Raw genomic sequence first — 26,981 nt, forward strand, 5'->3', positions numbered from 1 at the left:
GCCGGCCACCTGAGCGGTGGCTCCGGCCGCCCCGCCTGCCGCCCCGCCTGCCGAACCTCCTGCCGTGCCGCCCGGTACGGGCCGCCCGGGCGGTACGGCGGCGGCACGGGGCAGTCGGAGCCGCACGGTGTCCGGCGAACCGGGCGGCGGCTCGGTGCCCGCCACCACCGCCTGGAGCAGTCGCCGGGCCCGTTCGGCGTCGGGCCGCAGCGCGGGATCCTTCTCCAGCAGCTCGGCGAGCGCGGCAGTGAGGGCCCCGGCGCGCACCGGCGCGGACGGAGGCTCGGTGACGATCGCGTTGATCGTCGACCACGTGGACGTACGAGAGAACGGCGCCACGCCCTCGACGGCGGCGTACAGGGTCGCGCCCAGCGCCCAGACGTCGGCGGCCGGGCCGGGCTCGGCGCCACGGGCGCGCTCGGGGGCGAGGTAGTCCAGGGAGCCGACCAGCTCTCCGCTGCGGGTCAGCCGGGTCGCGGCTCCGTCGCCCGGCTCGTCCAGCGCGGCGATACCGAAGTCCGTGAGCACCACCCGGCCGCCGCGTTCGAGCAGTACGTTGCTGGGCTTGACGTCGCGGTGCAGTACGCCGACGCGATGCGCCGCGGCGAGCGCTTCGGCGACCTGCGCGCCGATCCGGGCGGCTTCGGTGGGTTCGAGGGGACCGTGCTTGGTCAGCACCTGCTGCAACGAGGGGCCGCCGACGAGTTCCATGACGATGACCGGCCGGCCCGCGTCCTCGGTGACGTCGTGCACGGCGACCACACCGGGGTGACGCACTCGCGCGGCGGCCCTGGCCTCGCGCCGCATGCGGGTGCGCTGCTCGGCCAGCTCCGCCTTGTCCGCGTCGCTGAAGGACCGCAGCTCCTTGACCGCGACCTCACGCCCGAGTCGCTGGTCCACGGCCCGCCAGACGGTGCCCATGCCGCCCCGCCCCAGCCGTTCGGCGACACGGTAACGTCCGGCGACGATCCGCCCCTGCGGCTGCGCCGCGTTGTCGTGCTCCCCCATACGTGGCCAGTCCCTCGCTCGTGCGTCAGCCCCGCACGATACCGGTCGCGCCCACGCCCGCCGAAGCCCCTCGGCCGTGCGCGGCCCGCGGTCCTCAGGCCCCGGTACCGGTGATCAGCCGTTCGCGGTCGGCGTGGGGACCATGAGGCAGAGCCGCGTCACCGCCGCCGCGGCGCCGAGTGCGTGCGGCGGCGCGCCGGCGGAAGGCCGCACACGGTGACGACCGGCGCGATCACGAACGCGATCAGCATGATCGCCATGCCAGTGGGCGAGGGTCTCGGCGACGCTCGGACGCGGGTACAGGCCCGGCGACTCGGGCAGGACGCGGTCCGGCTGCGGATCGCCACGCCGTACCCGGGCGCGCGGGGCCCCGCGACGGACGCGCTGCCCGAGGCCGGGACGGTGCGTGTGCCGGGGGTGCGCACGGTGGTGGTCGCCGTACTCCACGCGGAACCAAACGTCGACGAAGGCGGTGAGGTCGACGGAACGCTCGGTCAGGTCCTGGACCAGTTCGGTGTGGGGCTCGTGCCGATCGGCGCGCGGACGCGGACCGGGCGGGAGACCGTGACGTCGCCCGGCCCTCTCCGGCATCGGGGGCGAGCCCGCGGCGGCGGCCTCCATCGCCAGGCTGCCCCACGGCCCTCTCCGGCCTTGGGGGGCGAGCCGCTGCCGGGCACGTCTTTCGTCCGCGCCGACGAATACCGCCCGCCCGGCTTGTCCCGGTCGACGAAGTGGCGCTCGTCGCCCCTGCCCTACCTTCCAGGCAACACCGGTTCGGACGCTTCGGAGGTGGGGATCCACATGTCCACATGGGGTGAGCTCGACCGTCGGCCCGCGGCAACGCCGGCCCTCTCCAGGAGAAGGCGGGCCTCGACATGAAGGGCACGGCGAGGCGCACCGCCCTGGCGACCGCGACGGCGGCGGTGGCCGCCCTCCTCGGCGGCTGCGCCGGCGGCTCGGGCGCGAGCGGGCCGGGCAACGGCGAGTTGGCCGACGGCAAGACGTTCACCATGGCGTACGCCTCCGACCCCGGCAACCTCGACCCGGCGCAGACGGTGATGTCGATCGCCGTCGGCATCAACCGCTATCTGTACGACCCGCTGATCCGTCTCGACGACAAGGGCGAGCCGCAGGCGGGCCTGGCGCAGAAGTGGCAGGCGTCGACCAAGAGCGCCACGTTCACGCTGCGCCCCGGCATCACCTGCTCCGACGGTGAGCCGCTGACCGCGAGCGAGGTGGCCGCGAACATCAACTACATCGGCGACCCGAAGAACAAGTCGCCGCTGGCCGGCGTGCAGATCCAGCCGGGCACCACGGCGAAGGCCGACGACAACCGGCGCACCGTCACCGTCACCAGCGGCGTCCCCGACGCCTTCCTGCTGCGCGACGCCGGCTCGGTGCCCATCGCCTGCGGCAAGGGGCTCAAGGACCGTCACGTGCTGGCCCACGGCGGCAAGCGCAGCGGCACCGGAATGTTCACCCTCACCGAGGCGGTCCCCGGCGACCACTACACCCTGACCCGGCGCGAGAACTACACATGGGGGCCGGGCGATCCCGGAGCCAGGGGGCTGCCGGACAAGGTCAGGATCGAGGTGATCCCGAACGAGACGACAGCCGCCGATCTGCTGCTGTCCGGGAAGCTCAACGCCGCCGCCATCAGCGGCCCGGAACAGAAGCGGCTCTCCGCGAAGAAGCTCTTCCACGCCGACATCCGTGCGCCGCTGGGCATGCTCTGGTTCAACCAGGCCGGATCAAGGCCCGGCTCGGACAAGGCGGTGCGCCGTGCGCTGGTCCAGGCCCTCGGCCTGTCCGATGTCGGCAAGGTGATCACCGGAGGTACCGGCAGCCCCTCCCGCGGCCTGATCACCATCGCCCCGGCACCCTGCCCCGGCGACCCGGTCACCGGCAACCTCCCCGCCCACGACCTCCGAGCGGCCAAAGCCACGCTGGACAGGGCCGGTTGGACGACGGACTCCGGGGGGACACGGACCAAGGACGGCAAGAAGCTCGCACTCCGTCTCGTGTACGGCACCCAGAACGGGCCGACGATGGCCGCGGGCGCCGAACTGATCCAGAAGCAGTGGCGCAGCCTCGGTGCCGAGGTCACGCTCAAACCGCTGGACAGCCCCGGCGTGAACCAGACGCTCTTCGGCTCCGGCAACTGGGACGTGTCCATGGGCCCGGTCTCCGTGGCGGTGCCCTCCCAGCTCACCCCGTTCGTCAGCGGACCCACGCCGCCCAAGGGCGTCAACTTCTCCGACGTCCGCAACCAGCGGTACCAGGACCTCGTACGCAGGGCCTCGGCCAAGGCCGGCACGGCCGGCTGCCCGCAGTGGCAGCAGGCCGAGGAGGCGCTCGTCAAGGACCTCGACGTGGTGCCGTACTACAACTCCCTGACCCCGGTATTCGGCGAGTCGGCCCGGTTCACGCTCAGCCAGGACGCGATCGTCCCGTCCTCGATCCGCATGTACACCTCCTAGGACGGTGAACCGATGACGACTGCGACGGCCGCCGCCGCACCCCCGAGGACCTGGAGAGGAAACCGCTGGGCGCTGTTCGGCATCCGACGTGCGGCACGCCTGGCGGCATCGCTGTGGACGCTCGTCACCGCGGCCTTCCTGATGATCCATCTCGTCCCCGGTGACCCCGTGCGCGCCGCGCTGGGCCTGACGGCCTCACCGGAACTGGTCGCGGCGCGGCGCGCGCAGCTCGGACTCGACGACCCGCTGTGGCGGCAGTATCTGCACTTCCTCGGCGGGCTGTTCACCGGCGACCTCGGCACCTCGACGATCACCGGGCAACCCGTGGCGGACACCATCGGCGACCGGCTGCCCGCCACCTTGCAACTCGCTGCCCTCGCCTTCCTGCTGGCCATGGCGCTCGCCGTCCCGGTGGGCACCGCGATGGCCGCCCTGACCCGGGGAGGCGGACGCCGCGCCGCCGAACTGGGTTTCACCACGGTGAGCGCGCTGCTCGCCGCCGTACCGGAGTTCCTGCTCGCCGTGGTCCTCGCCTACGTCTTCGGAGTGCGGCTCGGATGGCTCCCCGTCGCCGGTGATCAAGGACCGGGCTCGTACGTGCTGCCGGTGCTCGCCCTGGCGACGGGACCGGCCTGCGTTCTCGCCCGGATCGTCCGGGTGGAGATGCTCTCGGTGCTCGGCCACGACTATGTCCGCACCGCCCGCGCCAAGCGGCTGCCCCCGCACCTCGTGTACACACGCCACGCGCTGCCCAACGCGCTGACCGCGACGCTCACCCTCGGCGGGCTGCTGCTGTCCGCGCTCGTCGCCGGCACGGTCCTCGTCGAGAACGTCTTCGCCTGGCCGGGACTCGGCTCCACCATCGTGCAGTCCATCCTGCAGAAGGACTATCCGCTGGTGCAGGGCATCGTCCTCGTCTACGGAGCCTCGGTCCTCGTGGTGAACCTCCTGGTCGACGTGGTGCTCGCCCTGCTCGATCCGCGCTCCGTGATCAGGGAGGTCTGATGTCCCCGCGCAGGTCCCCGCGCAGCTCTCCGCGCAAGCCCCACGCCGCCACGCCCCGCCCCCGATGGTCCGCGGTCGCCCGCACCCCTCTGGGCGCCTGCGCCGGCCTGCTGCTGCTCGCTGTCATCGCCCTCGCCGTCCTCGCCCCGGTCCTCTGGAGCGGCCGGGCGTCCGTGGTCGACACCGGCGCCCTGCAGCAAGGGCCCTCCGGCGCGCACCTGCTGGGCACCGACAACCTGGGCCGCGACATCCTCTACCGCGTCCTGGTGGCCACCCGCCTTTCGGTGTCCCTCGCGGTGGCGGCGACCCTGCTCGGGGTGAGCCTGGGGCTGGTCCTCGGCGCGGCGCCCGCGGTGCTGCCCCGGCGGGCGGGACGCCTGGTGACCTCCGCGGTGAACGTCACTGTCGCCTTCCCCGGGCTGCTGCTCGCCCTGTTCTTCGCGGTGATCTTCGGGGTCGGCGCGAAGGGCGCGGTCCTCGCGATCGGCCTGGCGACCGCCCCGGCCTTCGCCCGGCTCACCCACACGCTCAGCGCGTCGGTCGCGGGCCGGGACCACGTGGCGGCGGCCCGCACTCTGGGCGTCGGGCGGCTCCGGCTCCTGACCCGGCACATCCTGCCCAACATCGCCGAGCCGCTCGCGGTCAACGCCACCATCGGCGCCGGTGCTTCGCTGCTCGCCTTCGCCGGGCTCTCCTTCCTCGGACTCGGTGTCCAGGCACCGGACTACGACTGGGGCCGGCTGCTCGGCGAGGGGCTGGACCGCATCGACCTCACGCCCGCGGCCGCGCTCGCGCCCTGCGCGGCGGTCGTGGTCACCGGCCTGGCGTTCAACCTGTTCGGCGAGGCCGCGGCCGCCGCCCTCGGGATACGTACGCTCCGGCACCGGACCACCTCCCCGCGCCCCGCACCCCAGGCCCCCTCCAAGGGATCCGACCGCAAGCGAGAGAGCCGGCCGGTGCTGCTGGTGGAGGACCTCCAGGTGGCCCTGCCAGGACCGAGCGGCTGGAGCACCCCGGTGCGCCGCGTCAGTTTCACCCTGTGGCCGGGCGAGGCCGTGGGAGTGGTGGGCGAGTCGGGCGCGGGCAAGAGCCTGACCGCGATGGCCGTGTCCCGTCTCGTCGAACTGCCGGCCCACGTCACCGCCCACCGGCTGGAGTTCGACGGCACCTCACTGCTCGGCCCGGGACCACGGGAGCTGCGCGCCCTGCTCGGAACGTCGATGGCCATGGTCTTCCAGGACCCGATGTCCTCGTTCAACCCGGTCATGAGCGTGGGACGGCAGCTCGCCGAAGTCGCCGAGCACCACCGACGACTGTCCCGGCGCTCCGCGTTCGAACAGGCCGTCGACCAACTGCGCGCGGTCCGTGTGCCCGCACCGGAGCGTCGCGCGCGCCAGTATCCGCACGAGTTCTCCGGCGGCATGCGGCAGCGCGCGATGATCGGCATGGGGCTGATGGGCGACCCGAAAGTGATCATCGCCGACGAGCCGACCACCGCGCTCGACGTCACCGTCCAACGGCAGGTGCTGCGCCTCCTCGACACGGTACGCACCGAGCGCGCCACGGCGGTACTGCTCATCAGCCACGACATCACGGCCGTCGCCCGAACCTGCGACCGGGTACTCGTCATGTACGCCGGGCGGATCGTCGAGGATCTGCCGGCCGCCGGCCTGCTCACCGAGGCCCGGCACCCCTACACCCGCGCCCTGCTGTCGGCGGTACCGGATCTCGACACCGACCGGAACCGTCCCCTGGCCGTGATCCCCGGGCGCCCGCCCCAGCCGCACCGGTTGCCACCGGGGTGCGCGTTCGCGCCCCGATGCCCGCGCTCCGACGACCTCTGCCGCCGAAAGGACCCGCGGCCGGTCACGTACGCCACCGGGCAGCGGGTCGCCTGCTGGCACCCGGTCGAGGGGGAGCCCGCCCCGAAGGCCCCGCCCGGGCAGGGCGCGGCCGAGCACGGTGGCCCTGGCCCCCGGCTGGAACGCGCGGCGAACGGAGACGTCGAGGAGAGCACGGGAGGACCTACGGTATGAGTGAGCTCGTCTTCGACGGCGTCAGCGTCCGCTACGGAACCCGGCGTCACGCCCTGACCGCGGTGGACGGCGCGCGGCTGACCGTGCCGGGCGGCCAGGTGGTCGGTCTGGTGGGGGAGTCCGGCTCGGGGAAGTCCACACTGGCGCGCGCCGCGGTCGGACTCGCCCCGCTCAGTGCGGGCCGCGTCCTGGTGAACGGCACCGACACCCGCCGATCCCGCGGCAGGCGCCGACCCGTGCAGATGATCTTCCAGGATCCGTACTCCTCCCTCAACCCGCGAATGACCGTCGCGGCCTCCGTCGCCGAGGCATTCCCGCGCGAACGAGGCGGGAGCCGGGCCGCGCGTCACGCCGAGGTCGCCCGCCTGCTCGGGCAGGTCGGCCTCGACGCGGACCTGGCCGCGCTGCTGCCCGGACAGCTCTCCGGGGGCCAACGGCAGCGGGTGGCCGTCGCCCGGGCACTGGCCGCCCGACCACAGGTGGTGATCGCCGACGAGATCACCTCCGCCCTCGACGTCTCGGTCCAGGGCGCCGTACTCAACCTCGTGCGCGACGTCCAGCGGGAGCTGCGGCTGACCATGCTGTTCATCTCGCACGACCTGGCCGTGGTCCGCTACGTCAGCGATCACATCGCCGTGATGTACCTGGGCAGGATCGTCGAGGTCGGCCCCACCGAGGAGGTGCTCGCCGATCCTCGGCACCCCTACACGCGAGAACTGCTCGCCGCCGTTCACGGCCACACCGCGGGGCCGCGGAAGGACGCCGAGACGGTCACGGACACGGAACCGGCCGACCCGCACCACCCGCCGTCGGGCTGCCGTTTTCACCCGCGCTGCCCCGAGGGACCCGCCGTGCGCGCCGAGCGTGAGGTGTGCCGCACCGACGACCCCGTGTCGGACGCCGCGTCCCGACCCCGGCGGACCGCCTGCCACTTTGCCACCGCCACCGCCACCGCCACCGCCCTCCCCGAGCGCGGCCTCCGCGATCGGGTGCGCGAGAACGGCAACCCATGACCCCCGCCCCCACCCCTGACCCGGTCCCCGCCCCTTCCCCGCCCCACCCTCGCTCCCACACCCACCTCCATCCCCATCGGCACCAAGGAGAACCGCCCACCGTGACACGACGCCCGGGCATCGACGACCTCTACACCATCGCGCTGCCGGAACAGCCCGCGCTGTCCCCCGACGGCACGCGCATCGCGTACGTGCTGCGCACAGCCGACCGCGAACTCGACCGCGATGTGAGGACGTTGTGGTCGGTCGCGACGGCAGGAGGACCGGCACGGCGGCTCACTCGCGGCCCGGCCGACACCGCACCCGCGTGGTCCCCGGACGGCAGGTGGCTCGCGTTTCTGCGCGGCGACGGCCCCCCACAGCTGTGGCTGCTGCCGGCCGACGGGGGCGAGCCCGAACAGGTCACGAACCTGCCGCGAGGGGCCGGCGCGCCGGTGTGGAGCCCGGACGGCACCGCGCTCGCCTTCACCGCCCCGGCCGGCCCCGCCCCGAACCCGGCCGCGCCCGTGACGGCGGACCGGCTCGACCACAAGGCGGACGGCCGGGGCCTGTCCGGCGCGGTCCGCACCCACCTGCACCTCGTCGACCGTGACACCCGTGACGTACGGCAGCTCACGCACGGAAGCTGGAACGCGGGGCACCCGGCCTTCTCGCCCGACGGCCACAGCCTCGCCTTCTGCGCGGCCCGCGACACCGACGCCGATCTGACGCTGCGCAGCGCCGCGTACGTCATCGACCGGCACGCGGCGGGCGCAGAGCCGCGCCTCGTCGGCACCCCGGAGGGCGTCGCACACACGGTGAACTGGACGACGGACGGCGACGCGCTGCTCGTCGCGGGCCGTGCGGACGTCGCGCTGGGCCACGCGGCGCTGTTGCGGGTCCCGCTGGACGGCGGTGCGCCGGCCGACCTCGCCCCCGGACTCGACCGCAACGTGATGCCCGGCGGGCCCGGATACCCCGGCGCGCCGCCCCGGGGGACCACCGACGGCCGGCACGTGCTGTTCTGCCTGCGGGACCGGGGCTGCACCCACCTGTACGCGCGCGCTGTCGACGAGGACGCCTGCCGCCTCCTGCTGGGCGGCGCCGACCGCGTCGTCTCCGGCCTGTCCACGGCCGGGGACGTGGCCGTCGTCGTCCTGGCGACACCCACCTCGTACGGCGAGATCGTGGCCCTCGACCTGCGCACAGGCAGCGAACGCGTGCTCACCGGGCACGGCGGCGCACCGGCGAAGACCGAACTGTTCAGGCCGCAGGAGCGGGAGTTCACGGTCTCCGACGGCACCACCGTGCACGGGTGGCTGCTGCGCGACCCGGCGGTGACCGGGCCCGCGCCCCTCCTGGTCGACATCCACGGCGGCCCGCACAACGCGTGGAACGGCGCGGCCGACCCGGCGCACCTCTACCACCAGGTCCTCGCGGCCCGCGGCTGGTCCGTGCTGCTCCTCAACCCCCGCGGCAGCGACGGCTACGGCGAGAAGTTCTTCACCGCCGCACGCGGCGCCTGGGGCGTCGCCGACGCACCGGACCTCCTGGAACCCCTGGACACGCTCGTCGCCGAGGGCATCGCCGACGCGGCCCGGTTGGCCGTCGCCGGGTACAGCTACGGCGGCTATATGACCTGCTACCTGACCAGCCACGACGAGCGTTTCGCCGCGGCCGTCGCCGGTGGTGTGGTGAGCGACCTGACCAGTATGTGCGGCACCAGCGACGAGGCGCACGCCCTGGCGGCGCTCGAACTGGGCGGACCGCCGTGGGCCGACCGGGACCGGTACACCGCTCTCTCCCCGTACTCCCGAGTCGAGCATGTCCACACCCCGACCCTGGTCCTGCACGGGGCTGCGGACGAGCGCTGTCCGGTCGGGCAGGCCGAGCAGTGGTTCACGGCACTGCGGGTGCGCGGCGTGCCCACCCGCCTGGTGCTCTACCCGGGCGGCTCGCACCTGTTTCTGCTCGACGGACCGCCCTCCCAGCGTGCCGACTTCGCCCGCCGGATCGTCGACTGGGTGGAACGGCACGCAAGGAACCGCGTCCCGCTGGACGCGGCGCACTGGGAACGGCGCCTGGGCGAACTCGCCGAGCGGCACCGGGTGCCGGGCGCGGTCCTGGGCATCTCCCGGGGCGGCGAGGTCGCCCTCGCCGCCCGCGGTGTCCTCAACAAGGACACCGGCGTCGCGGCCACCGAGGACTCGGTCTTCCAGATCGGATCCATCACCAAGGTGTGGACCGCAACCCTGATCATGCAACTCGTCGACGAGGGAAGGCTCGACCTCGATGCGCCCGTCGCCGACGTCGCACCCGAACTGCGCCTGTCCGACCCGCACACGGCGCGCGAGGTCACCGTGCGGCACCTGCTCACCCACACCAGCGGCATCGACGGTGACATCTTCACCGACACCGGCCGCGGCGACGACTGCCTGGAACGGTACGTCGAACAACTGGATTCGGCGGCCCAGAACCACCCCCTGGGCGCGACCTTCTCGTACTGCAACTCCGGCTACATCCTCCTCGGCCGCGTCATCGAGAAGCTCACCGGCACCAACTGGGACACCGCCCTCAAGGAGCGGCTGTGCACCCCCCTCGGCCTGGCACACACCGTCACACTGCCCGAGGAGGCGCTGCGGCTGAGGGCGGCGACGGGCCACGACACCCACTCCGACGGGGAGTTGCGCGCGTCCCCGGTGTGGGGCCTGCCCCGATCCGCCGGACCCGCCGGGCTGATCACCGCCACCGCCGCCGACGTGCTCGCCTTCGCCAGAGCGCACCTGGCAGGAGGCAGAGCCGCCGACGGCACCCCGATCCTGTCCGAGCGGGCCACGCGAGCGATGGGCGAGCACCAGGTCGACGTTCCGGATGTACACACCCTCGGCGACTCCTGGGGCCTAGGCTGGATCCGCTTCGACTGGAACGGCCACCGGCTCCTCGGCCACGACGGCAACACCATCGGCCAGTCCGCCTTCCTGCGGCTCCTGCCCGACCGGGACCTCGCCGTCACCCTCCTCACGAACGGCGGGAACGCCCGCGACCTCCATCTGGAACTGTTCGCTGAGATCTTCGCCGAACTGGCCGGGGTCGACATGCCGGCACCGCTACGGCCACCGACCGTACCGACGCCCGTCGAGACCGGCCGCCACCTCGGCCGTTACGAGCGGAGCGGCGCGCGCGTCGACATCCTCGACGGCGCCGACGGGCCACTGCTGCGGCACACGGTGACGGGGCCGCTCGCCGCACTCGTCCCCGAACCCGTACAGGAAGCCCCGCTCGTGCCCGTGGACCGGGACTTGTACGCCGTCCGGCTCCCGGGAAGCGCGACGTGGACCCCCGTGACCTTCTACACGCTGCCGACCGGTGAGAGGTATCTGCACTTCGGCGCCCGTGCGACCTGCAAGGTGTCCTGACATGAACCAGCGGTACGAACTCCCGCTCTCTTCGGGACCCGACGACGTCAGGCAGTTCGAGAACCGGCTGCCCGCCATGATCGACGACATCGGACGTATGGTGCGCACCGAGTCACCCTCCAGCGACCTCGCCGCCGTGGCCCGCAGCGCCAAGACCGTGGCCGCGCTGGGCGCCGCGTACCTCGGGCACCCACCGGACATTCTCACCATCGGCGACCGCACCCACCTGCGCTGGCGCCTGGGCAGCGGACCCCGGCGCGTGCTGCTGCTCGGCCACCACGACACGGTGTGGCCACTCGGCTCACTGGCCACCCGTCCCTTCACCGTGCGCGACGGCATACTGCGCGGGCCCGGCTGCTACGACATGAAGGCCGGACTCGCCCTGGGTTTCCACGCGCTCGCCGCACTCGCCGACCTCGACGGTGTGACCTACCTGGTCACGGGCGACGAGGAGATCGGCTCACCGACGTCGCGCGAGTTGATCGAGGCCGAGGCGGCCGGCTGCGCCGCGGCACTGGTCCTGGAGGCGTCCGCCGGCGAAGGCGCCCTGAAGACCGAACGCAAGGCGGTCTCCCTGTACGAGATACGTGTCGTCGGCCGGGCCGCGCACGCCGGCCTTGAGCCCCGGCGCGGCGTGAACGCCGGTGTGGAGGCCGCCCACCAGATTCTCGCGGTCGCCGCGCTGGCCGACCCCGACGCCGGAACCACGGTCACCCCGACCGCGCTCAGCGCGGGAACCACCACGAACACCGTGCCCGCGCAGGGCGGGTTCGCGCTCGATGTACGAGCGCGCGACGCCGCCGAGCAGGCCCGCGTCGACAGCGCGCTGCGCGCACTACGTCCTGTCCTCGACGGGGCCCACGTGCACGTGACAGGTGGCCCCAACCGCCCGCCGCTGCCCAAGAGTTCGTCCGCCGCGCTCTACCGGCGGGCACAGCGACTGGCCCGGCGACTGGGAACGGGCCCGCTCACGGCAGCCGCCGTGGGCGGAGCCTCGGACGGCAACTTCACCGCGGGCGTCGGTATCCCGACCCTCGACGGGCTCGGCGCGGTGGGCGGCGGCGCGCACGCCGACGACGAGCATGTACGCGTCGCGCGGCTCCCGGAACGCGCGGCGCTGCTCGCGGCACTCGTCGGCGACCTGCTCGCCGCGAGACCGGAACGCCACGAAGGCGCCCGGGCGACCGGCAGGAGCCCCCGATGACGGACCTGCCCGCCACCACGCCGGTCACGCCCGGACACCGTGCCGGAAACGACACCGCGGCCGGAGACCGGATCGCTCGTCAGACCCTCGCCGACGCTCTGCGCGCCGCCGAAGCCGCCGCCCACGCGGCCCGGTGCCGGGTGCGCACGATCGGCGACCTGCCGGATCTGGTGGACGCCTGCCGGCTCTTCGAGAGCATCTGGAACCCCGACGGTGACAACGCCCTGGCCACCCCCGAGTTGCTGCGGGCTATGGACAAGGCCGGAAGCTACGTCGCGGCCGCCTTCGACGCCACCGGCACAGCAGCCGACACCGACCTCGCAGGCGCCTGCATCGGCTTCTTCGGGCCACCGCCGCACGGCGCCCTGCACAGTCACATCGCCGGAGTGTCGGCCCGCATGCGCGGCCGCAGCATCGGCTTCGCACTCAAGACACATCAGCGCGCCTGGGTCCTGGAGCGCGGCGGGACCCGGGTCTCGTGGACCTTCGACCCGCTCGTACGGCGCAACGCCCACTTCAACATCCGCAAACTGGCCGCCCGTCCCGCGCAGTACCTGACCAACTTCTACGGCCGGATGAACGACGGCATCAACGGCGCCGACGACACCGACCGCCTCCTGGTGGAGTGGCGCCTGACCGCCCCGGAGGTCGCCGCGGCCTGCCACGCCCGGCAGGCGGACCCGGCCCCGGCCGCGGACACGCCGTCCCAGCCCACGGCCACCGCCCTGGGGACCGGCGACGACGGCCGACCGGTCGCCCGCCCCGTCAGGGCCCGCCGCGCCCTGGTCGCCGTGCCCGAGGACATCGAGCGGCTGCGCCACAGCGACCCGAGGGCCGCGAAGCTGTGGCGCGGCGCCGTACGCGAGGTGCTCGGGGGACTCCTCGCCGACGGATGGCAGGTGGCGGGCTTCGACCGCGCCGGCCGCTACCTGCTGGTCGCCCCGGCCGCCCCGTCCGCACGACCCGCCCACCTCACACCCAAGGACCCACAGTGAAGCTCTCCGGCGTCGAACTCCGCCAGATCAGGCTGCCGTTGGTGGCCCCCTTCCGAACCTCCTTCGGCACGCTGACCGAACGAACCGCACTGCTGCTGCGGGTCGTCAGCCCGGCGGCCGAGGGCTGGGGCGAGTGCGTGGCGATGGCCGACCCGCTGTACTCCTCGCAGTACACGGCCGCCTGCGCGGACGTGCTGCGCCGCTTCCTCGTCCCCGCCCTGGGCCGGTGCGAACGCCTCGACGCGAACGCCGTCGCCCCCGCCCTCGCCCCCTTCAAGGGCCACCGGATGGCGAAGGCGGCCCTGGAGATGGCCGTCCTCGACGCCGAACTGCGCGCCCGCGCCGTGCCGCTGGCCCGCGAACTGGGCGCCGTGCGCGAGCGCGTGCCGTGCGGGGTGTCCGTCGGCATCATGGACTCGGTGCCGCGACTCCTGGAGACGGTCGCCGGATACCTCGACGAGGGCTACCGCCGGATCAAGCTCAAGATCGAGCCAGGCTGGGACATCGAACCGGTGCGCGCGGTGCGCGAGAACTTCGGCGACGAACTGCCGCTCCAGGTCGACGCCAACACCGCCTACACCCCCGCGGACGCCCGGCACCTGGCCCGCCTCGATCCGTACGGGCTGCTCCTGATCGAGCAGCCGCTGGACGAGGAGGACCTCCTCGGCCACGCCCGGCTGGCCGAAACGCTCGCCACACCCGTGTGCCTGGACGAGTCGATCACCTCCGCCCGCGCCGCGGCAGCGGCCATCACCCTCGGCGCCTGCCACATCGTGAACATCAAGCCCGGCAGGGTCGGCGGCTATCTGGAGGCCCGCCGCATCCACGACGTCTGCGCCGCCCACGGCGTGCCGGTGTGGTGCGGCGGCATGCTGGAGACCGGCCTCGGCCGCGCCGCGAACACGGCCCTGGCCGCCCTGCCCGGTTTCACGCTGCCCGGCGACATCTCTGCCTCCGGCCGGTACTACCGCACCGACATCACCGAACCGTTCGTGCCGGTCGACGGACATCTCACCGTCCCCTCCGGCGCCGGCCTCGGTGTCGCGCCGCTTCCGGACGCCCTCCAGGAAGCCACCGTGTCCACGGAATGGATCGCGCTGTGACGCGGCTCTTGTGCGCGTCGACGGCCGCACCGCACAATCCCGTCGCCGCCCACCAAGCGTGATCGTCCGGACAGCGGGAGGGACCAGCACCGTGAACACACAGCCGCGCGCCGGCCTCGGACGAGTCCTGGAAGACCTCGGCACCACCCTGCTGGACCTCGTGTGCGGCGACCCGGCCACGGTGGACAGGATCGGCGGGGTGGCCATCCACGATCCGCTGGACGAGCCGGTGCTGCCCCGGCAGGCACTGGTGCTCGGTGTCGGCGTGCACGGACCGGCCGAGACCGCCCGGCTGCTCACCACCCTCGGCGACGCCGGTGCCGCCGCACTGGTGGTGCGCGCGCCGGCACCCGCCGCCGCTGCGGTCGTCGCCGCGGCCCGCAGATCCAACGTCGCGCTGCTCGCGCTGACCCGAGGCGCCTCATGGGCCCAACTCGCCGTGCTGCTGCGCTCGCTGCTCGCGGACGGAGACGTGGGGGAAGCAGACCCGCAGACGCTCGGCGGCACCCCCTCCGGCGACCTGTTCGCCCTGGCCAACGCGGTGGCCGCACTGCTGGACGCACCCGTCACCATCGAGGACCGCAGCTCCCGCGTCCTCGCGTTCTCCGGGCGCCAGGACGAGGCCGACCCCTCTCGTGTGGAGACCATCCTGGGCAGGCAAGTACCCGAACGGTTCACCCGCCTCCTGGAGGACCGCGGCGTCTTCCGGTCCCTCTACCGCAGCGACCGCCCCCTCCACGTCACCCTGCCCGACACCGACGGCTGCCACCTCCCGCGCGCCGCCATGGCCGTGCGCGCCGACGACGAGGTGCTCGGCACCATCTGGGCCGCCGTACGCACCCCGCTCACGGCGCAGCGCAGCGAGGCCCTGCACGACGCGGCGGAACTGGTGGCCCTGCACATGCTGCGCCTGCGAGCGGGCGCCGACGTGGAGCGCCGGCTCCGCGCCGACCTGGTCTCCACCGCGCTGGAGGGCGGCCCCGGAGCCATCGAGGCGCTCGGGCGGCTCGGCCTGACCGACTACGCCGGAGTCGTCCTCGCCCTGGCCGTGCCGGAGCCCCCCGAAGTCACCGGTTCACCCGACCTGCACGCCCGGCACGTGGCGGAGCGACAGCGCCTGGCCGACGCCTTCGCCGTACACCTGTCCGCCACCCACGCCCGCTCCGCCGCGGCACTCATCGGCGACGTCGCCTACGGGATCCTGCCCGTCCCGCACCAGCACACGGACGTGGAGGACAGAGCGGTGCGGATAGGAGCCGACTTCCTCACGCGCGTGGGCGACCGGCTCACACCGATGATCGGCATCGGCCCCGTCGTCCAGGAGGGCAGCGCACTGCCGCGCTCGCGGGACGGAGCCGACCGGACGCTGCGCGTGCTGCGCACCAACGCGGGCCCGCGCCGTCTCGCCAGCATCGCGGACGTGCACGTCGAGGGACTGCTCCTGGACCTGGCCGACCTCACCGCCGAGCGGGGCGACGCCCCTGCCGGGCCCCTGGCACGGCTCGTCGACTACGACCGGGAGCACGACTCCCAGCTGGTCGACACGCTCAGCGCCTGGCTGAACGCCTTCGGCGACGTTCCCGCCGCCGCCAAAGGCATGTACGTCCACCAGAACACGTTCCGCTACCGCCTGCGCCGCGTCGCCGAGGTCGCCGGGAGCGACCTTTCCGATCCCGACGTCCGCTTCGCCCTGATGCTGCAGCTGCGCCTGCTGTGCCGTCCGGAAAGACCGGCCCTGTGAGCGGAGGGCGGCGCCGCACCGCGGCCCTGATTCACTTCGGGCAGTACTCGGCCTCGACGACCGCCCACCGGTTCCCCGCCCAGTCGCCGTTGAAGTCGAAGGCGAACGAGTGGCGCCCGTCCGCCGTGGTCACGGCGTCGGACGACGACCCCTGGATGTCGCCCGCGTGACCCCACACCGTGGTGCCGCAGGACAGGTCGAACTTCATCAGCCCCAGCCCGTACCCCGAGAACGGGGCGCCACTGATTGGGACGGTGGTCTTCATCTCCTTCAGCTGCGCGGCGGGCAGCAGCCGGCCGGCCAGCAGGGCCGAGAAGAAGCGGTCCAGGTCGGCGGAGTCGGAGATCATCGCGCCCGCCGAACCGGCCTCGGAGGGATTGAGCTCGGTGACGTCGTGGACCGGGTCCGTGGGCTGCGGCTGCAACGAGAGCTTCGAGTAGGCCCGCGAGCTGAGCACCGGCATCGACGAGTCGGTGCGAGGGACGGACGTCGCGTACAGACCCAGCGGGCCGATGATGCGGCGCTCGATCTCGTCCTCGTACGAGTGGCCCGAGACCTTCTCGATGATCATGCCGGCCACGACGTAGTCGGTGTTCGAGTAGTTCCAGCCTGCTCCCGGCGCGAAGAGCGGCGCGTGGCGCATGGCGATGCCGACCAGCTGCCCCGGCGTGTAGGTGTCGTAGCGATGCTTGAGGAACTCGCCGGTGAAGTGCTCCTTGAGGAAGGCCGGGTCGGTGACGTAGTCGAAGAGGCCGCTGGTGTGGTCGAGCAACTGCCGCACGGTGATGCGGCTCCCGTCGTTGCCGTTGCCCTGCACCACCCCAGGCAGCCACCGGTCGACCGTGTCGTCGAGGTCGAGCTTGCCCTCCGCCTCCATCTGGAGCAGCACGGTGGCGACGAAGGTCTTGGTCTCGCTGCCGATGCGGTAGCGGTCGGCCACGGAGCGCGGCTGACCTGTCGTGAGGTTTCCGACACCCGCGGTCCCGGCCCAGACCGAGTAGCCGTCATCGGCCTGCCCGGTGACCCCGGGCACTCCGTCCCTCACCGCGGCGTCCATGGCCTGCTGCGTCCGCGTGTGCGCCGGGCCGCCGTCGGCCACCGCCGGTGGTGTGATGCACACGCCGGTCAAGGCCGCCGCTGCCGCCAGGCCCACCCAGCCGATCCGTGCTGTGCGTACTGCCATCTGCTGCCCCTCTCGGATGGTGCGATCGCGTGCGACGGCCGCACCGCGCGGCGGCTGCCGGCTTTTCGAATCGCTGATGCCGGGAAGGTAGGACACACGCCGCGGCATCAGCTTCGTCGCGGGCCACAACGTGGGGCGGCACGCTCATCGGCACCGACGAACGGCGCCCCGTGTGAACGACTGGCCGAACGGGACCGCTGCCGTGCGTTCGCCGGTGGGACAATTGCTGTCATGGCCGTCGACGCACCGGGCAACGAGGTCGCACTGGAGACGAGGCGCCTGCTGCTCAGACCCTGGCGGGTGGCAGAGGCCGTCGTCCAGCGTGAGCTGTGGACCGAGCGTGATCCACGAGTACCGCCGCACCGCCGGATCGACGCGGCAGGACACCCGACGGTCGCGGAGCTCGAGGAGTCGATCCGCGCCGACAAGGCGTGGTCGTCGGGCTTGCCGGCGGTCGAACGGAAGGTCTCTTGCGACGTCATCGGCTACTGCGGGCTGGTCGACAACGGGCGAGGGCCCGCGGGAGAACCGGAACTGGCATTCGAGCTTCTACGCCGGAGTTGGCGCCAGGGATACGCGACCGAGGCATCGTGGGCGGTTCTGGAGTGGGCCGGATCGGCTGGCTACGGACGTCTGTGGGCCACGGTCTGGGACTGGAACACCGCTTCTCGCCGGGTGCTGGCCAAGGTCGGGTTCACCGAGACCGATCGGAAAGAAGTGGACGCGGCGCGCGGGACCACCCTGTTCATGACGAGACGGCTCTGACGCACCCGATGTCCGGCCTTGCGGACTCCGTGCCCGGCCCGCAAGGAGGACACCGCTCGTCCTTGGAGCCAATCGGTGTTTCGTCATGCGTCGCAGACAGTCCTGAGGGCCGGTCCCGGTCTACGGTCAGGACATGCGCGAGCTCACCTCACGGCTTCCGACCTCTCCGGGATTCTGGCGCAGCCCGCTGCGCGGCCCGTGGCTCACGTCGGTGCTCGGTCTGGTCCTGCTCTTCGGCGTCGGCGTGTTGTTCGTGACGGGCCTGCTCTCGTACGCCGCGTACAACCCCGGCCTGTCCCCGGTCAACGACAAGACCCCGGACAAGGGGCTGCTCGGTTTCTACCTCTTCGCGTGGCCGACCGATCCGTACTGGTTGTACCGGCTCACGCAGGGCGTCCATGTCACTCTCGGCCTCACTCTGGTCCCCGTGCTGCTGGGCAAGCTCTGGTCGGTCGTGCCCCGGCTGTTCACGCTGCCGCCGGTCCGCTCGGTCGCCCACGGGCTGGAACGGATCTCGCTGCTGCTCCTGGTCGGGGGCGCGCTGTTCGAATTCGCGACCGGAGTCCTGAACATCCAGCTGGACTACGTCTTCCCCGGCTCGTTCTACCCGCTTCACTTCTACGGCGCCTGGGTCTTCTTCGCCGCGTTCGTCGCGCACGCCGTGCTCAAGGTGCCGAAGGCGCTGCGCACCGTGCGGACGATGCGCGCGTCACGCGACGACGACCTGGTCTCCCCGCGCCCCGACCCGCCCACCGTCTCGCGCCGCGGGGCGCTGTGGCTGGTCGGGGGAGGGGCGTTGCTGATGTGCGCGACGAACGCCGGCCGCAGCTTCGACGGGCCGCTGCGGCAGACGGCGGTGCTCTCCCCGCACGGCGGACCGGAGCCGGGGACCGGGCCGAACGGTTTCCAGATCAACAAGACCGCCGCCTACCTCGGCATCGACCCGGCCGAGACGACCCAGGACGCCTGGCGGCTCACCGTCACGGGACCCGGTGGCACCGTCCGGTTGGACCGCGCCGAACTGCTGCGCATGAAGCAGTACAGCGTCGCACTGCCCATCGCCTGCGTCGAGGGCTGGTCGACCTCCGACCAGTGGTGGCGCGGGGTGCGGCTTGGGGACCTGGCCGCTCTGGCGGGCTTCGACGGTCATCCGCCGGATGTGCTCGTCGAATCCCTGCAGCGGCGCGGCGCCTTCCGCCGCGGGGCCCTGCGTGCCAACCAGGTGGCCGACCCGCGCTCCCTGCTCGCCCTGCACGTCAACGGGGAGCCGCTGAGCGCGGACCACGGGTATCCGGCACGGATCATCGTGCCGGGCGCCCCCGGAGTGCTGAACACCAAGTGGGTGACGCGCATGACGTTCGGGGATCTGTCATGAGGCGTGTGCGCGCGCCGCGCCGCCCGCCCAGGCCCGTCCTGGGCAGTCCCTTCCAGATCTCCCTGCTGGCCTGCTCGTTCGCGCTCGCGGGCTACGCCGGCGTGCGGCTGCTCGCGGGTGACTGGCTGGGCGTGACGCTGTGGTTCGTCGGGGCGGCACTGCTGCACGACCTGGTGCTGGTGCCGCTGTACGCGACCGCCGACCGGGCCGTCGTGCGCGCACTGGGCGCGGCGGGGCAGCGGGCTGCGGTCCTGTACGTGCGAGTTCCGGCCGCGTTCTGCGGCCTGCTGCTGCTCGTGTGGTTCCCGCTGATCGGCGGCCGGGTGGACCGGCGCTACGAGTCGGTCACCGGACTGCCGGCGACCGGTTTCGCGGCCCGTTGGCTGCTGATCACCGCGGCGCTGTTCGGCGGCTCGGCACTGCTTCTGGTGCTGCGCGGCGTGCGGGAGAGGCGTCGGCGCGACGTTCGCTGAGCGGCGGCAGACCGACCGGACGGCTCGGCGGGTCGGCATCCTCCGCGCCCCGGTGTCACCGGTAGAATCGCACGCCGCCGCCCTTGCCCTGAGCGTCGAGTTCGAGCACCCCTCCGTCCGGCGTCACGTACACCGTGCCTGCCGTGAATCCGCCGTGGCCGGCGCCGACGGGCAGTCGCGCGATCGGGGTCGCATGGCCGGTACGGGGATCGAGCCGGAGAAGTTGCGGCGTGCCCGAGGTGGTGACGGCATACACCTTGCCGTCCCCGCCCCCGCCCGCGTCCCCCTCCGTGGCGAGCGCAGCGCGGGGGCGGCTCCACAGTCTGGCGCCGGTGGCGATGTCGTAGCCGTCGATCTCGCTGCCCGTGGCGCTCTGGGCAGGTGTGACGAGGACGTTGCCGACACGTCGAGCGGACCGGTCCGCGGCGGAGTCGTTGCCCGGCGACACCTCGGTGTTGCCCACGGCGAGCTTGCGGCTGCGGCCGTCGGAAGCGTAGACACGCACGCTGTCCTGTACCGGGGTGTGCACGGCGGCGATCAGTGGCGAGCCCGACAGGACGTGCGTCACCTCCGTGTGGCTGCCCTGGGCCTTTCTCCAGAGCACCTTTCCGGTCGCGCCGTCGTACGCGGTGAAGGTGAACGTCTTCTCGCGGTCGACGCAGTAGTCGTCCACCAGCACGACCTTCTCGGCACCCCAGTCATAGGCGTTGCAGTAGGAGCCGCGGGCCTTGAAGCCCCACACGCGGCGACCGTTTCGCACGTCGAGCCCGCCCAGGAAGTTCTCGCCGATGACGGTGGCGGTGTTCCCCTGGATGTACGTCTGGGCGGCCACCGCGGTGGGATGCCCCGCGCCGATCAGCGGAACGCTCCACTTGATCTTGCCGGTGGCCACGTCGACACCGGCGAGCGAGGTGCAGGAGTTGCCGTCCCGGCCGAAGCCCACCGTGCCGATGCCGTGTGCGGACGGCGCGGGCGACATCGCGCACGGCACGTCGCCCTTGGCCGGCGCGGTGGTCTGCCACATCCGATGCCCGTCCGACAGACGGTATGCGCTGACCCCGCCACGGGTGGAGGCCCGGACGAGCAGGGTGCCGGTGCGCCAGCTTCCGACCAACTCGTCGTCCGCCGCGGGCGCGCTCACCTTCCACGCCTGCGTCAGCCGCCGCGACGCGACCGCACCGGAGTCCTCCCGCGCGAGCACCAGGGCCACGCCGCCCGCGGCCGCCAGGACGACGAGAACCAGGGCGATCCTTGTCCCGCGTCCGTTCCACCGGCGCCTCACGGGCCGTGGTCGCGCCGCACCGGGGCCGGGCGGAGGCGGCGCGGACGCGAGGCCGTCCGCCGTGGCGGACACCTGTGCCTCGGCGGCGGCGGGCGCCACTTCGGAACCGAGCGGCCCGTGGCCCGGCTGCGCGCCGACCGGCGTGCGGGGACGGAAGGCCCAGCCGACGTCCGGCTCGGCGGCCTCCTGCGGCGACGGTCGTTTCGTCATCCCGTGCTTCCCAACTTCCCACTGCGCCCGGTGTTCGCCGTGCTGTCCGTGCTGTCCGTGCTGTCCGTGCCGACGTGCGGCGCTGTCGTCGGTTGCCGACGCTCCGCGTCGCCGACCTCCTCCGCCTTGCCTCTCGACGCACCAGGCCCCGCTCAGCGGCACCGATCGGCACAGCCGACCGAATCCGACCTGATCCGCCGGACAGGCCCTAGTGGCCGGTGAACGGGTGGCCGAAGCCGGCCCGCGCCGACTCCACCCGGAAAGCGGCCCTGGCTCCCACCGATGTGTCGATGCGCCAGTCCATCAGCTGCTTGCCACCGGGCCACGTCTTGCGCTGGTCGTACCAGACCAGTCCGATGACGCCCGCCTCGGCGGCGCTCTTGAACAGGTCCTGGATCTGCGCCTGTTTGGTGCTGCTCTGCGCCACCGCGGTCTCGGTGATCAGCACCGGCTTGCCGCAGAAGGCCGCGATCGACCGCAGGGTCGGCGTGAACAGGCTGGAGAAGGCGTCACCGTCGATCGGCCCGTAGTAGCCGATGACACCGACCCAGTCGACGTAGTCGTTGCCCGGGAAGTAGGGGCGCAGTGCGACCCGGCTGCCCGAGTCGATGACGTGAGGGCTCCACACCCAGATCACGTTGGTGACGCCGAGGCTGCGGAAGGTGTCGTGGAGATGCCGCCATGCCGCGACGAAGTCGGCGGCCTTGGCGTGGCCGGGCCCCCAGGAGTTCCACGGGCCGTTCATCTCCCCGGCGAAGGAGAGCGCCAGCGGGCCGTGGTAGGCGGTGATCTGGGCGGCGAGCCGACGGATGTAGGCATCCTGGGAGCCCCCGGCGATATCGGCCAGTGAGGTCCTTGACGGCACCAGTTCGACCATCGGCAGCTGGCCGTGCTTCCAGAGGAAGGAGTTGCCTTCCGCGTCGAAGTCGTCCCCCCAAGTCGTGTAGTACTCACGTAGGTCGGGCGCGCGCCCCGCCTGCCGCGTGAAGGTCTGCACGATGCCGTACTGCCACGGCGTCTTGTTGTCGACGACGCCCAGCATCCGGCCGGACGGACGCAGCATCGAGGAGACGTCGAAACTCCCGGCGGCGGCCGAGGCCGCGGCCTCGGGAGTGCTGCCGGTGGTGCCGGGGGCTCCGGTCTGCTCGTCCGCCCCCTTCCCGCCGCACGCGAAAGCCGCGAACAGAGTGACGACCACGACGAGCGCGGCGCTCACCAGATAGCCGGGGCGAAGAGATCTGGCCATGCGCGCAGCATCCGATCGGCAGGTGGATGGAGTTGGGGAACGGGATTGTAAGGCGTCTTCACGCAACTTTCCCACTCTCATCTCGATATCGTCACGGACGGTGGACCGAGCCCGGCAAATCGCACATTCGGCCCGCCGGACACAAGACGTTCGAGTAGTTTCATGGCGCCCTGGAGTCTGCGGCGACGCGAAACCACTGAAAGCCGAGGTCCTCGGTGAACGTTCCTGCCATCGAACCCGAACCGTCCCCTGTCTTCGTGGACCGGACGGGTCGCCGCGGCCGCCGCCTGAGGGGAGCCGGGTGGGTGTTCGGTGTCGTATGCGTGGGGTGTCTTCTGGCCATGGTCTCCAACCTGCTGGGAACTCAGTCGCGGGCACCGGCGATCGCCGTTCCCGTCACCGCCGACACCACGCCGCCCAGCCAGTACGTGAACGCCCCGCCGCCCTCGCCTCCCGGCGCGGCCGAACACACCGGCCGCAAGCACTCCGCCGCGCGCCCGTCCCCCGACACGCCCCCGACCGGGACCGGTCGGGGATCACAGACCGGCAGCGGCAGCGGCAGCGGTAGCGGTGGCGGTTCGAGCCCGACCGCCGTGACGGGCTCCTCGGCCGTCGGCGGGTCGGGCACGGCGACGGGCCCCGGGCCGGGTGCCGGTGCCGGTAGCGGGGCCGTGACCGGCGGCGGGTCTGCCTCCGGTTCCGGAGCCACCGCCGTCGGCAACGGCTCGGCCGGCAGCGCCGGTTCGAGCTCCAAGCCCGGTACCGGCAGGGGCATCGCTTTGAGTACCGGCAGCGTCCCCGGTTCCGGCGCCACCGCAACCGGAGCGGGCGCCACCGCTTCGACCATGCTCCCCTGATCAGCGCAGACAACGTCCAGGAAGGTCATGTCCCGACACCAACGCCCCCGGCGCGCCGCCCCACTGTCGCGTCGGCTCGCCGCACCTCCCTTGCGCTTCTTCCTGCCGCTGACCGTCCTGGTGACCCTGCTGGCGCTGCTGGTGCTGCGCGGGATGGCGAACAACGAGGTGTTCCACGACGAACGCGTCGCGGTCTCGGTCGACAAGGGCACCGTGCCGCCCGGCGTGCTCCGGGGCGGGCCGATCGTGGACGCCCGCGGAGCCCGCAACGACATGCCGGTCAGCTACACGATCCCCGACAAGACCGTGGTGCTGAGCTTCGACGACGGCCCGTCGTCGAAATGGACGCCCAAGATCCTCAAGGTCCTGGCCGACAAGCACGTACACGCCGACTTCTTCGTCACCGGCTCCATGGTCACCCGCAATCCGTCGACGATCCGGAAGATCGTGGCGGGCGGGCACGAGATCGGACTGCACACCTTCACCCACCCCGACCTCGCCTTGCAGACCGGCACCAGGCTCAGCTGGGAGCTCGGGGAGACCCAGCTCGCGCTCGCGGGCGTCGCCGGCATCCACACCAGCCTGTTCCGTCCGCCGTACTCGTCGACCGCCGACGCACTCGACGACTGGTCCTGGCCGGTCACCAAGGAGGTCGGCTCGGACGGCTACCTGGTGGCCTTCATCAACAAGGACACCGACGACTGGAAGCGCCCCGGCGTCAACGCCATCGTCAAGGCGGCCATGCCCGAACTGCCCGGCCAGGGCGAGATGGTGCTCATGCACGACGCGGGAGGCAACCGGTCGCAGACGCTGGCCGCCCTCCCGCTCATCATCGACAAGCTCAAGGCCGAGGGCTACAGCTTCAAGACCATCGGCGAGGCACTGGGCACCGGCAGCGCCGACACCCGGGTCACCGGATACGACCTGTGGGCCGGCAAGGCGTTCTTGTGGTGCACCACGTTCTCCGTGCGCCTGATGCCCTGGCTGGTCGCCCTGCTCGCCTTGGTGGGCATCGCGGTCTTCCTGCGTTTCGCGCTCATGCTGCTGCTCTCGGTCGTCCATGTGCGCCGCACCCGCAAGCGGGGCTTCTCCTGGGGAAGCCCGGTGACCGAACCCGTCAGCGTGATCGTGCCCGCTTACAACGAGCAGGAATGCATCACCAACACCCTGCTCTCACTGGCCAGAAGCGACCATCCCATCGAAGTGATCGTCGTCGACGACGGGTCGACCGACGACACCGCCGCCATCGTGGAAGGGCTCGACCTGCCGATGGTCCGCCTCATCCGCCAGCCCAACAGCGGCAAGCCCGCCGCACTCAACACCGGTGTGGCCGCCGCCTCGTACGACCTGATCGTGATGATGGACGGCGACACCGTCTTCGAGCCCTCGACCGTCCGAGAGCTGGTGCAGCCTTTCGCCGATCCGAGGATCGGCGCGGTCGCCGGCAACGCCAAGGTCGGCAACCGCGACACGCTGATCGGCGCCTGGCAGCACATCGAGTACGTGATGGGCTTCAACCTCGACCGCCGCATGTACGACGTGCTGCGCTGCATGCCCACCATCCCCGGTGCCGTCGGCGGCTTCCGCCGCACGGCGCTGGAGCAGGTGGGCGGCATGAGTGACGACACGCTCGCCGAGGACACCGACGTCACGATGGCCCTGCACCGTGGCGGCTGGAGGATCGTCTACGCCGAGAAGGCCCGAGCCTGGACCGAGGCGCCCGGCAATCTGCGCCAGCTGTGGTCCCAGCGCTACCGATGGAGCTACGGCACCATGCAGGCGATGTGGAAGCACCGGCACGCGGTGCTGGAGCGCGGCGCCGCCGGTCACTTCGGACGCGTCGGGCTGCCCTTCGTCGCGGTGTTCATGGTGCTCACCCCACTGCTCGCCCCCGCCATCGACGTCGCCATGGTCTACGGAGTGGTCTTCGTCGACCCCTACAGGACCCTGGGCGCGTGGTTCGGCGTGATGGCCGCGCAGGCGGTCCTGGCCTGGTGGTCCTTCCACCTGGACGGGGAGAAGGCATGGCATCTGATCACCCTGCCCCTGCAACAAGTGGTGTACCGGGTGCTGATGTACATGGTCCTGCTGCAGTCCTGGATAACCGCCCTGACCGGAGGCCGTCTGCGCTGGCAGAAGCTACGCCGCACCGGCGAGGTCGGGCTCGACGTCACCATGGGGGAGATGCCGTCATGACCACCGCGGAATCGGGCAGAGCCGGGCTGGAGGCCGACGGCGACACCACCATGGCCCTGCGGGCGGTGAACAGCTTCGCGGCGCAGTCGGGTGGAGCCTCCCGCCACGACGAGCGCGTACCCGGACACCTGTACGGGCGCGTATCCGTACCCGTACAACCTTCCGGACCCGTCGACGAACCGGGCCCGGTCGACCTGCCCGGCCCGACCTCCACGTCGGCGTCCGAGCCGGTGCCCGCTCCGGCCTTCCAGGCTCCGCCGCGCAAGCCTGGACGCGACCGCTACCTGGACCTGCTGCGAGCGCTGGCCCTGGTCCGCGTGGTGATCTACCACAACTTCTCGTGGACCTGGCTGCCATTGATCTTCCCCTCGATGGGGGTGATGTTCGCCCTGGCCGGATCGCTGATGGCCCGATCCCTCAGCCGTCCCGCCCTGAGTGTGCTCCGGTCGCGGCTGCGCCGTCTGCTGCCCCCCATGTGGATGTTCGGCGTGGTCGTTCTGCCCTTGATGATGCTCGACGGGTGGGGCCCGAACTCCAGCGGCCACCCTGTCTGGTGGTGGATCCACCTCGCGTTCTGGGTGCTGCCGGTCAGCACCCCGCCGTTCGCCTCCCACCTCGCCGGCTTCGGCGGCCACGTGCCGGACACCTGGGCACAGCAGATCGTCGTGCCGCTGTGGTACCTGCGTGCCTACCTCTGGTTCATGCTGCTGTCCCCGCTCATGCTCAAGGCTGTACGCAGACTGCCCTGGGTCACCCTGCTGCTGCCGCTGGCGCTCTCGGCGTTCCTCAACTCCGGCCTGGTCGACCAGTCAGGCCGTGTCATGGAGACGATCACCGACTTCACCACCTTCGCCGCCTGCTGGCTCCTCGGCATGGCCCACCACGAGGGGCTGTTCCGCCGCATACCCCAGTACGTCGTTCCTTCCGTCGCGCCGCTGGTACTCGCCTTCGGCTACTGGTGGCTGCAACAGGCACCGGTGGACCAGCCCCGTATCGGCCCCGACCTGGAGGCGGTGCCGCTGGCTCAGGCGATCTGGTCCTTCGGCAGCGTGCTGCTCCTGCTCCATCTGAGCCCCTCGTGGGAGAAATGGCCGCCGAGGCTGGAACGGTTCAACGGAGTCGTGACCCTGCTCAACTCCCGGGCCGTCAGCCTCTATCTGTGGCACTGTCTCGCGCTGGTGCTCACCGAGCCGCTGATCGCACCGCTGTGGAACAACGACTTCTTCTACACCCACCTGCACTGGCTGCTCACCAGCCAGTGGTTCCCGCTGCTGGTGGCGATTCCGCTCATCGTGCTGGCACTGGTGCTCTTCGGCTGGGTGGAGGACGTGGCGGCCAAGCGCCGCCCGCGGCTCTTTCCCTATCCGCGCCGCCCCAGGGGGCAGCGCCGGAAGTAGCCGGGGCACCAGGGGCA

The 26,981-nt window shown here is 72.2% G+C and carries 19 protein-coding genes; 15 read left to right on the top strand and 4 right to left on the bottom strand.

The features are described from left to right. A partial coding sequence (locus OFY01_RS00005) for a serine/threonine-protein kinase (RefSeq protein WP_266594989.1) occupies positions 1-1,008 on the bottom strand: 1,008 nt, incomplete at its 3' end. 875 nt (positions 1,009-1,883) lie between these two features. On the opposite strand from OFY01_RS00005, the gene OFY01_RS00010 reads away from it, so the two are divergent. The 9 genes from OFY01_RS00010 to OFY01_RS00050 all read left to right on the top strand — a co-directional run bounded on the left by OFY01_RS00010 (position 1,884) and on the right by OFY01_RS00050 (position 15,980). Next, complete coding sequence (locus OFY01_RS00010) at positions 1,884-3,488, top strand: ABC transporter substrate-binding protein (protein WP_266594991.1); 1,605 nt, start codon at positions 1,884-1,886, stop codon at positions 3,486-3,488. A gap of 12 nt (positions 3,489-3,500) precedes the next feature. Then, positions 3,501-4,493, top strand: coding sequence for an ABC transporter permease (locus OFY01_RS00015; protein WP_266594993.1), 993 nt, complete (start codon positions 3,501-3,503; stop codon positions 4,491-4,493). Continuing rightward, the gene (locus OFY01_RS00020; RefSeq protein WP_266594995.1) at positions 4,493-6,529 is read left to right on the top strand and encodes a dipeptide/oligopeptide/nickel ABC transporter permease/ATP-binding protein; all 2,037 of its coding nucleotides are present in this window, start codon (positions 4,493-4,495) and stop codon (positions 6,527-6,529) included. The genes OFY01_RS00015 and OFY01_RS00020 overlap by 1 nt, the downstream gene beginning before the upstream one ends. Further along, positions 6,526-7,542: an ABC transporter ATP-binding protein gene (locus OFY01_RS00025; RefSeq protein ID WP_266594997.1), complete on the top strand. Its 1,017-nt coding sequence runs from the start codon at positions 6,526-6,528 to the stop codon at positions 7,540-7,542. Before OFY01_RS00020 ends, OFY01_RS00025 begins: the two co-directional genes overlap by 4 nt. 101 nt (positions 7,543-7,643) lie before the next feature. Beyond that, positions 7,644-10,937, top strand: coding sequence for a serine hydrolase (locus OFY01_RS00030; protein WP_266594999.1), 3,294 nt, complete (start codon positions 7,644-7,646; stop codon positions 10,935-10,937). Between the two features lie 76 nt (positions 10,938-11,013). Next, positions 11,014-12,141 (top strand): M20 family metallopeptidase, encoded by a 1,128-nt coding sequence (locus tag OFY01_RS00035; protein WP_266595256.1) that lies wholly within the window; start codon positions 11,014-11,016, stop codon positions 12,139-12,141. After that, on the top strand, positions 12,138-13,136 hold the full coding sequence (locus OFY01_RS00040; protein ID WP_266595001.1) for a GNAT family N-acetyltransferase: 999 nt from the start codon (positions 12,138-12,140) through the stop codon (positions 13,134-13,136). The genes OFY01_RS00035 and OFY01_RS00040 overlap by 4 nt, the downstream gene beginning before the upstream one ends. Next, positions 13,133-14,239, top strand: a complete 1,107-nt coding sequence (gene menC / locus OFY01_RS00045) for an o-succinylbenzoate synthase (RefSeq protein WP_266595002.1) — start codon at positions 13,133-13,135, stop codon at positions 14,237-14,239. The genes OFY01_RS00040 and menC overlap by 4 nt, the downstream gene beginning before the upstream one ends. A 91-nt stretch (positions 14,240-14,330) precedes the next feature. Then, complete coding sequence (locus OFY01_RS00050) at positions 14,331-15,980, top strand: PucR family transcriptional regulator (protein ID WP_266595003.1); 1,650 nt, start codon at positions 14,331-14,333, stop codon at positions 15,978-15,980. Positions 15,981-16,011: 31 nt separating this feature from the next. Here OFY01_RS00050 and OFY01_RS00055 read toward each other — a convergent pair whose 3' ends face one another. Further along, positions 16,012-17,163 carry a serine hydrolase domain-containing protein gene (locus OFY01_RS00055; RefSeq protein WP_266595005.1) on the bottom strand — a complete coding sequence of 384 codons (1,152 nt, stop codon included), beginning with the start codon at positions 17,161-17,163 and terminating at the stop codon, positions 16,012-16,014. 231 nt (positions 17,164-17,394) lie between these two features. Here OFY01_RS00055 and OFY01_RS00060 point away from each other — a divergent pair, with 231 nt between their 5' ends. The 3 genes from OFY01_RS00060 (at position 17,395) to OFY01_RS00070 (ending at position 19,776) form a co-directional block, all read left to right on the top strand. Beyond that, positions 17,395-17,928, top strand: coding sequence for a GNAT family N-acetyltransferase (locus OFY01_RS00060; protein ID WP_266595006.1), 534 nt, complete (start codon positions 17,395-17,397; stop codon positions 17,926-17,928). A 133-nt stretch (positions 17,929-18,061) separates the two neighbouring features. After that, positions 18,062-19,303, top strand: a complete 1,242-nt coding sequence (locus OFY01_RS00065; protein ID WP_266595007.1) for a molybdopterin-dependent oxidoreductase — start codon at positions 18,062-18,064, stop codon at positions 19,301-19,303. Further along, positions 19,300-19,776 carry a hypothetical protein gene (locus tag OFY01_RS00070; protein ID WP_266595009.1) on the top strand — a complete coding sequence of 159 codons (477 nt, stop codon included), beginning with the start codon at positions 19,300-19,302 and terminating at the stop codon, positions 19,774-19,776. Before OFY01_RS00065 ends, OFY01_RS00070 begins: the two co-directional genes overlap by 4 nt. Before the next feature lie 55 nt (positions 19,777-19,831). Here OFY01_RS00070 and OFY01_RS00075 read toward each other — a convergent pair whose 3' ends face one another. Both OFY01_RS00075 and OFY01_RS00080 read right to left on the bottom strand, forming a co-directional pair. Next, positions 19,832-21,268: an outer membrane protein assembly factor BamB family protein gene (locus tag OFY01_RS00075; RefSeq protein ID WP_266595011.1), complete on the bottom strand. Its 1,437-nt coding sequence runs from the start codon at positions 21,266-21,268 to the stop codon at positions 19,832-19,834. A gap of 208 nt (positions 21,269-21,476) precedes the next feature. After that, positions 21,477-22,514 (bottom strand): glycoside hydrolase family 26 protein, encoded by a 1,038-nt coding sequence (locus tag OFY01_RS00080; RefSeq protein WP_266595013.1) that lies wholly within the window; start codon positions 22,512-22,514, stop codon positions 21,477-21,479. A 305-nt stretch (positions 22,515-22,819) separates the two neighbouring features. Between OFY01_RS00080 and OFY01_RS00085 the strand changes: the two genes are divergently transcribed. From OFY01_RS00085 to OFY01_RS00095, 3 genes are read left to right on the top strand one after another with little or no spacing between them, the layout of a single operon-like run. Further along, positions 22,820-23,371 carry a hypothetical protein gene (locus OFY01_RS00085; protein WP_266595015.1) on the top strand — a complete coding sequence of 184 codons (552 nt, stop codon included), beginning with the start codon at positions 22,820-22,822 and terminating at the stop codon, positions 23,369-23,371. A 27-nt stretch (positions 23,372-23,398) separates the two neighbouring features. Next, entirely contained in the window at positions 23,399-25,567 is a 2,169-nt protein-coding gene (locus OFY01_RS00090) for a bifunctional polysaccharide deacetylase/glycosyltransferase family 2 protein (RefSeq protein ID WP_266595016.1), read from the top strand. Further along, positions 25,564-26,964, top strand: a complete 1,401-nt coding sequence (locus tag OFY01_RS00095) for an acyltransferase family protein (protein ID WP_266595017.1) — start codon at positions 25,564-25,566, stop codon at positions 26,962-26,964. Before OFY01_RS00090 ends, OFY01_RS00095 begins: the two co-directional genes overlap by 4 nt. The last annotated feature ends 17 nt before the right edge of the window (positions 26,965-26,981 follow it).

This window comes from Streptomyces beihaiensis, from assembly GCF_026274175.1.
Lineage (GTDB): Bacteria > Actinomycetota > Actinomycetes > Streptomycetales > Streptomycetaceae > Streptomyces > Streptomyces beihaiensis.

What these genes read in the sequence shown, in the direction of transcription:
- OFY01_RS00065 (WP_266595007.1), top strand. Translation starts at nt 18,062, where the DNA reads ATGCGCGAGCTCACCTCACGGCTTCCGACCTCTCCGGGATTCTGGCGC.
- OFY01_RS00035 (WP_266595256.1), top strand. Translation starts at nt 11,014, where the DNA reads ATGATCGACGACATCGGACGTATGGTGCGCACCGAGTCACCCTCCAGC.
- OFY01_RS00090 (WP_266595016.1), top strand. Translation starts at nt 23,399, where the DNA reads ATGTCCCGACACCAACGCCCCCGGCGCGCCGCCCCACTGTCGCGTCGG.
- OFY01_RS00095 (WP_266595017.1), top strand. Translation starts at nt 25,564, where the DNA reads ATGACCACCGCGGAATCGGGCAGAGCCGGGCTGGAGGCCGACGGCGAC.
- OFY01_RS00020 (WP_266594995.1), top strand. Translation starts at nt 4,493, where the DNA reads ATGTCCCCGCGCAGGTCCCCGCGCAGCTCTCCGCGCAAGCCCCACGCC.
- OFY01_RS00055 (WP_266595005.1), bottom strand. Translation starts at nt 17,163, where the DNA reads ATGGCAGTACGCACAGCACGGATCGGCTGGGTGGGCCTGGCGGCAGCG.
- OFY01_RS00075 (WP_266595011.1), bottom strand. Translation starts at nt 21,268, where the DNA reads ATGACGAAACGACCGTCGCCGCAGGAGGCCGCCGAGCCGGACGTCGGC.
- OFY01_RS00080 (WP_266595013.1), bottom strand. Translation starts at nt 22,514, where the DNA reads ATGGCCAGATCTCTTCGCCCCGGCTATCTGGTGAGCGCCGCGCTCGTC.
- OFY01_RS00015 (WP_266594993.1), top strand. Translation starts at nt 3,501, where the DNA reads ATGACGACTGCGACGGCCGCCGCCGCACCCCCGAGGACCTGGAGAGGA.
- OFY01_RS00040 (WP_266595001.1), top strand. Translation starts at nt 12,138, where the DNA reads ATGACGGACCTGCCCGCCACCACGCCGGTCACGCCCGGACACCGTGCC.
- OFY01_RS00070 (WP_266595009.1), top strand. Translation starts at nt 19,300, where the DNA reads ATGAGGCGTGTGCGCGCGCCGCGCCGCCCGCCCAGGCCCGTCCTGGGC.
- OFY01_RS00010 (WP_266594991.1), top strand. Translation starts at nt 1,884, where the DNA reads ATGAAGGGCACGGCGAGGCGCACCGCCCTGGCGACCGCGACGGCGGCG.
- OFY01_RS00025 (WP_266594997.1), top strand. Translation starts at nt 6,526, where the DNA reads ATGAGTGAGCTCGTCTTCGACGGCGTCAGCGTCCGCTACGGAACCCGG.
- OFY01_RS00060 (WP_266595006.1), top strand. Translation starts at nt 17,395, where the DNA reads ATGGCCGTCGACGCACCGGGCAACGAGGTCGCACTGGAGACGAGGCGC.